Annotated in this window: 6 protein-coding genes and 1 pseudogene; all 7 read left to right on the forward strand. The window is 63.4% G+C overall.

Going from position 1 to position 6365, the window contains the following annotated elements; genetic code table 11:
• Positions 1-897 (forward strand): extracellular solute-binding protein (locus tag ENZ74_RS17520; protein WP_127312889.1); only part of this gene is annotated, 897 nt, incomplete at its 5' end.
• A gap of 123 nt (positions 898-1020) precedes the next feature.
• On the forward strand, positions 1021-1893 hold the full coding sequence (locus ENZ74_RS17525) for a sugar ABC transporter permease (protein WP_063169753.1): 873 nt from the start codon (positions 1021-1023) through the stop codon (positions 1891-1893).
• An 11-nt stretch (positions 1894-1904) separates the two neighbouring features.
• Positions 1905-2729: a carbohydrate ABC transporter permease gene (locus ENZ74_RS17530; RefSeq protein WP_063169752.1), complete on the forward strand. Its 825-nt coding sequence runs from the start codon at positions 1905-1907 to the stop codon at positions 2727-2729.
• A gap of 49 nt (positions 2730-2778) precedes the next feature.
• A complete protein-coding gene (locus ENZ74_RS17535; protein WP_063169751.1) occupies positions 2779-3777 on the forward strand; it encodes an ABC transporter ATP-binding protein in 999 nt (332 codons plus the stop codon).
• Between the two features lie 2 nt (positions 3778-3779).
• Positions 3780-4550 carry an L-iditol 2-dehydrogenase gene (locus tag ENZ74_RS17540; RefSeq protein WP_063169750.1) on the forward strand — a complete coding sequence of 257 codons (771 nt, stop codon included), beginning with the start codon at positions 3780-3782 and terminating at the stop codon, positions 4548-4550.
• A 146-nt stretch (positions 4551-4696) separates the two neighbouring features.
• Positions 4697-6175 carry a mannitol dehydrogenase family protein gene (locus ENZ74_RS17545; RefSeq protein ID WP_063169749.1) on the forward strand — a complete coding sequence of 493 codons (1479 nt, stop codon included), beginning with the start codon at positions 4697-4699 and terminating at the stop codon, positions 6173-6175.
• A gap of 15 nt (positions 6176-6190) precedes the next feature.
• Positions 6191-6365, forward strand: a pseudogene (locus ENZ74_RS35805) (hydrolase); the annotation flags it as partial.

A 6365-nucleotide genomic window follows, 5' to 3' on the forward strand; every position in this document is an offset into this window, starting at 1 on the left:
GTCATGTACCGCAAGGACCTGATGGACAAGGCCGGGCTGAAGATGCCCGACGCGCCGACCTGGGACTTCATCAAGCAGGCCGCCGACAAGATGACCGACCGCGCCAATGGCGTGAACGGCGTGTGCCTGCGCGGCAAGGCCGGCTGGGGCGAGAACATGGCTTTCCTGACCGCCATGTCGAACTCCTTCGGCGCCCGCTGGTTCGACGAGAACTGGAAGCCGCAGTTCGATCAGCCGGAATGGAAGAACACGTTGCAGTTCTATGTCGACCTGATGAAGGCCGACGGCCCCGAGGGGGCTTCCTCCAACGGCTTCAACGAAAACCTGGCGCTGTTCCAGCAGGGCAAATGCGGCATGTGGATCGACGCCACGGTCGCCGCGTCCTTCGTTTCGGACCCGAAGAACTCGACCGTCGCCGATAAGGTCGGCTATGCGCTGGCGCCCGACAATGGCCTGGGCAAGCGCGGCAACTGGCTGTGGGCCTGGTCGCTGGCCATCCCCGCCGGCACGCAGAAAGCGGATGCCGCCGAGAAGTTCGTCTCCTGGGCGACCAGCAAGCACTATGCGGAGCTCGTCGCTTCGAAGGAAGGCTGGGCCAACGTTCCTCCGGGCACGCGCTCCTCGCTCTACGCCAATGCCGAGTACCAGAAGGCCGCTCCGTTCGCCAAGATGACGCTGGACTCCATCAACGCCGCCGATCCGACGCATCCGACGGTCAAGCCGGTGCCCTATGTCGGCGTCCAGTTCGTCGCCATCCCTGAGTTCCAGGGCCTTGGCACCACGGTCGGCCAGCTCTTCTCGGCGGCGCTTGCCGGCCAGTCGAGCGTCGACGACGCGCTGAAGCAGGCCCAGGACGCTGCCACCGCGGCAATGACCGAGGGCGGATACATCAAGTAAGGCTCCTCCCGGTGCCGACTGCCGGTCGCCTCCTTGACCGGCAACGGCCGCCCGAGTTCCCAGTTCGGGCGGCCGCCTTTAACGCCTTTGAAAATTCCGTCTGACCAGTGAAGGGTGACCGTCATGGCTACTCAGCAGACCCGTTCGCTTGCCCGTTTCATGATGGCGCCATCCGTGGTGCTGCTGTTCGTCTGGATGATCGTGCCGCTGGTCATCACCATCTGGTTCTCCTTCCAGCAGTACAACCCGCTCAATCCGATCCGCGACGGCTTCGTCGGCTTCTCGAATTACGCGCTGTTCTATTCCAACCCGGCCTTCCTGCAGTCGATCCTCAACACGCTCACCTTGGTGGTCAGCGTGCTCCTGATCACGGTGATCGGCGGTATCCTTCTGGCGCTGCTGATCGACCAGCCGATGTGGGGCCAGGGCATCGTGCGCATCCTCGTCATCTCGCCGTTCTTCGTCATGCCGCCGGTGGCCGCATTGGTCTGGAAGAACATGATCATGCACCCGCCATACGGGGTGTTCGCCGACATAGCCCGCTTCTTCGGGGCCCAGCCGATCGACTGGTTCGGGCAACATCCGATGCTGGCGATCATCATCATCGTCGCCTGGCAGTGGCTGCCCTTCGCGACGCTCATTCTTCTGACCGCGCTGCAGTCGCTCGACGGCGAGCAGAAGGAAGCCGCCGAGATGGACGGCGCCGGGTTCATCAGCCGCTTCATCTATCTGACGCTGCCGCACATGTCGCGCGCCATCACGGTCGTCATCCTGATCCAGACGATCTTCCTTCTCTCGGTCTATGCCGAGATCCTCGTCACCACCAATGGCGGCCCGGGATACGCCTCCACCAACCTGCCCTTCCTCGTCTACCAGAAGGCGTTGCTGGAGTTCAAAATCGGCCAGGCATCCGCCGGCGGTGTGATCGCCGTCATTCTCGCCAATATCGTTGCCTTCTTCGCCATGCGCGCCGTCGGCAAGAACCTGGACAAGTAAGGGAGGCTACGATGGCACGCTCAGTCACCACCCGGCACAAGACGATCGCGACGGTTGCCGCCTGGATCGTCGCCCTGCTGATCTTCTTCCCGATCCTCTACACGATCATCACCTCGTTCAAGTCGGAGCAGGAAGCCATCCAGGGCTTCAGCATCATCCCGTCGGGAACGTTCGAGAGCTATACCGAGGTCCAGGCACAGAGCGGCTACTTCAAGTTCTTCTTCAACTCGGTGCTGCTCTCGGTCGGCTCGACCATCCTGGCCCTGCTGGTCGCCATACCGGCGGCATGGTCGATGGCCTTCTCGCCGACCAAGCGGACCAAGGACATCTTGATGTGGATGCTGTCCACCAAGATGATGCCGGCGGTCGCGGTGCTGTTCCCGATCTACCTGATCTTCCGCGACACAGGCCTGCTCGGCAGCCGCATCGGCCTCATGATCATGCTGATGCTGATCAACCTGCCGATCGTGGTGTGGATGCTCTACACCTATTTCCGCGAAATCCCTGGCGAGATCCTGGAAGCGGCGCGCATGGACGGCGCATCGCTGTGGAACGAGATCGTCTATGTGCTGACGCCGATGGCGGTGCCGGGCATCGCCTCGACAATGCTGCTCAACATCATCCTGGCCTGGAACGAGGCGTTCTGGACGATCCGGCTGACGACGACGGAAGCCGCACCCCTGACCGCCTTCATCAGCTCGTTCTCAAGCCCGCAAGGCCTGTTCTGGGCGAAGCTTTCGGCCGCCTCGACGCTGGCCATCGCGCCGATCCTGATCATGGGCTGGTTCAGCCAGAAGCAGCTGGTGCGCGGCCTGACATTTGGTGCGGTGAAATAACGGAATTGCCCGAAGCAATCGGCAGAAATAACCCCTCGGGGAGGAAACCATGGGAAACATCACGCTCAAGAACGTCTCGAAATCCTTCGGAGCGACGTCCATCATCCCCGGTCTCGACCTGGTGATCGAGAATGGCGAGTTCGTCGTCTTTGTCGGCCCGTCGGGTTGCGGCAAGTCAACGCTGCTGCGCCTGATCGCCGGGCTCGAGGACACCAGCGGCGGCTCCATCAACATCGACGGCCGCGACGTCACCGGCGAGGCACCGGCCAAGCGCAAGCTCGCCATGGTGTTCCAGTCTTACGCGCTCTATCCGCACATGACGGTGGCCAAGAACATCGGCTTCCCGCTGAAGATGGCCGGTGAGGACAAGGCGACCATCGACAAGAAGGTGGGAGACGCGGCGCGCGTGCTCAACCTGACCAACTATCTCGAACGCCGGCCCGGCCAGCTTTCAGGCGGCCAGCGCCAGCGCGTCGCGATCGGCCGCGCCATCGTGCGTCAGCCGACCGCCTTCCTGTTCGACGAACCGCTGTCCAATCTCGATGCGGCACTGCGCGGCACCATGCGGCTGGAGATCAGCGAGCTGCACCATCAGCTCAAAACCACCATGATCTACGTTACCCACGATCAGGTTGAAGCGATGACCATGGCCGACAAGATCGTCGTGCTGAACGCCGGCAACATCGAGCAGGTCGGCTCGCCGATGGAGCTCTACAAGACGCCGAAGAACCTGTTCGTCGCCAGCTTTATCGGCTCGCCGAAGATGAACCTGATCGAGGGCGCGCCGGCTGCCAAAAACGGCGCCAAGACCATCGGCATCCGTCCCGAACACCTGGAGATCTCGACCAGGGCGGGCGAATGGAAGGCAGTCGTCGGCGTCGCCGAGCATCTCGGCTCCGACACCTTCCTGCACGTCCAGGCCGACGGCGTCGGTCCGCTGACCGTGCGCGCCGACGGCGAACTCGGCGTCCATCACGGCGACACCATTTACCTGACACCAGACAAGGCCAAGCTGCATCGCTTTGGCGCCGACGGAAAGGCAATCTGAACATGCGACTGGCCGGCAAATCCGCGCTGATCACGGGTTCGGCCCGCGGCATCGGCAGAGCCTTCGCCGAAGCCTATGCCGGCGAAGGCGCAACCGTCGCCATCGGCGACATCAATCTCGAGGCGGCGCAGAAGACCGCCGCCGAGATTGGCGGCAAGGCCTATGCGGTCAAGCTCGACGTCACCGACCTCGCCTCGATCGAGGCGGCGGTGAAAGCCGTCGAGACGAAGACCGGTGGCCTCGATATCCTGATCAACAACGCCGCCCTGTTCGACCTGGCGCCGATCGTCGAAATCACCAGGGCAAGCTACGACAAGTTGTTTTCCGTCAATGTCGCCGGCACGCTGTTCATGCTGCAGGCAGCCGCCCGCTCGATGATCGCGCGAGGCAAGGGCGGCAGGATCATCAACATGGCGAGCCAGGCCGGACGGCGCGGCGAGGCGCTGGTCGGCGTCTATTGCGCCACCAAGGCCGCCGTCATCTCGCTGACCCAGTCGGCGGGGCTCGACCTGATCAAGCACCGCATCAACGTCAACGCGATTGCCCCTGGCGTCGTCGACGGCGAGCACTGGGATCACGTCGATTCGCTGTTCGCCAAATATGAGAACCGGCCGAGGGGCGAGAAGAAGAAACTGGTCGGCGAGGCGGTGCCGTATGGCCGCATGGGCACGGCACAGGACCTCACCGGCATGGCTGTGTTTCTCGCCAGCAGCGACGCCGAATACATCGTCGCCCAGACCTACAATGTCGATGGCGGCCAGTGGATGAGTTGAGGGCGGGGGACGGCCTCTGCTCCTCGTCCCTCCGCGGGGAGCAGAGGCCGACTTCAGCGGGCGCGTAGCAAGTGCCACCCCTTATCCGCTCCCCGACGGGGAGAGGAGCGTAACGAAGGCCGAAACCCGGCCAAAGGGTAAAACAGATGACCGTGAAACTCTCGTCCTCTAACCTCTCCAAGCTGCCCGCCAACGTCGCAGGTCCGAAGTATGACCGCGCGACGCTGAAGGCCGGCATCGTGCATTTCGGCGTCGGCAATTTCCACCGCTCGCATCAGGCCGTCTATCTCGACGATCTGTTCAATGCGGGCATCGGCCATGACTGGGCGCTGATCGGTGCCGGCGTGTTCGACGGCGAAAAGATCGGTCGCGGCAAACTGGAAGAGCAGGACTGGCTCACCACGGTGGTCGAGCAGGATAGCGGCCATATGAGCGCACGCGTCACCGGCGCGATGATCGACTTCCTGATGCCCGGCGATGCGGCCGGTGTGATCGAACGGCTTGCCGACCCGGCGATCAAGATCGTTTCGCTGACCATCACCGAAGGTGGCTATTTCATCGACCCGGCCTCCGTCGTGTTCAACCCGACCCATCCCGACATCGTCGCCGACGCGCAGGCCGGCGCCACGCCGAAGACGGTGTTCGGCATCATCCTTGCCGGGCTGATGCGCCGCCGCGATGAAGGCACCGTGCCGTTCACCGTGATGTCGTGCGACAACATTCCCCACAATGGCCATGTCACCTCGGATGGCGTCATCGGCCTGGCCCGTTTGATCGACGAGGATCTGGCGAACTGGGTCAGCGAGCATGTCGCCTTTCCGAACGGCATGGTCGATCGCATCACGCCGGCCACCACCGACCGCGAGCGCGGCATCCTGGCCAAGGATTTCGGCCTCGAGGACAACTGGCCGGTGTTCTGCGAGCCGTTCCGGCAGTGGGTGCTGGAGGACCATTTCACCGATGGCCGGCCGCCGCTGGAAAAGGTCGGCGTGCAGTTCGTCAAAGACGTTGCGCCTTATGAACTGATGAAAATCCGCATCCTCAATGGCGGCCATGCAGCGATCGCCTATCCGGCCGGCCTGATGGACATCCATTTCGTGCATGAGGCGATGCAGGAGCCGCTGGTGAGCGGTTTTCTGGCCAAGCTCGAACGGGACGAAATCATCCCGACGGTGCCGCCGGTGCCGGACACGGTTCTGGAAGACTATTACCAGCTCATCGAGAGCCGCTTCTCCAACCCGAAGATCGGCGACACGGTGCGCCGGCTCTGCCTCGACGGCTCCAACCGCCAGCCGAAGTTCATCATCCCGACCATCGCCGACCGGCTGAAGGCTGGGAAAAGCGTCGCCGGCCTGGCCCTGGAATCGGCATTGTGGTGCCGCTACTGCTTCGGCACGACGGACAGCGGCGCCGTCATCGAGCCCAACGACCCGAGTTGGGACCGGCTGCAGGCGACGGCAAAGGCAGCAAAGGACGCTCCCGCCGCCTGGCTCGCCATGGAGGACATCTATGGCGATGTCGGCCGCGCAACGGCGTTTGTCGAGGCCTTTGCCCATGCGCTCAACGTGCTGTGGGCGAATGGCGCGCGCGCCACGCTGACGCGCTACCTCGCCGGCAAGCTCTGAGAGCCATTCTCGGCCATGACGCCTGAACTGGTCATTTTCGACTGCGATGGCGTGCTGGTCGACAGCGAGGCGCTCTCCGTCTCGGCGCTGCTCGGCATGGTCAGGCTTGCCGGCGGCAGCGTCAGTGAGGATGCCGCCTACGAGCATTTCCTCGGCAAGAGCATGAAAAGCGTGCGCGAGATCCTCGGCC

Source organism: Mesorhizobium sp. M7A.F.Ca.CA.002.15.2.1 (assembly GCF_003998715.1).
GTDB classification, from domain to species: domain Bacteria; phylum Pseudomonadota; class Alphaproteobacteria; order Rhizobiales; family Rhizobiaceae; genus Mesorhizobium; species Mesorhizobium ciceri.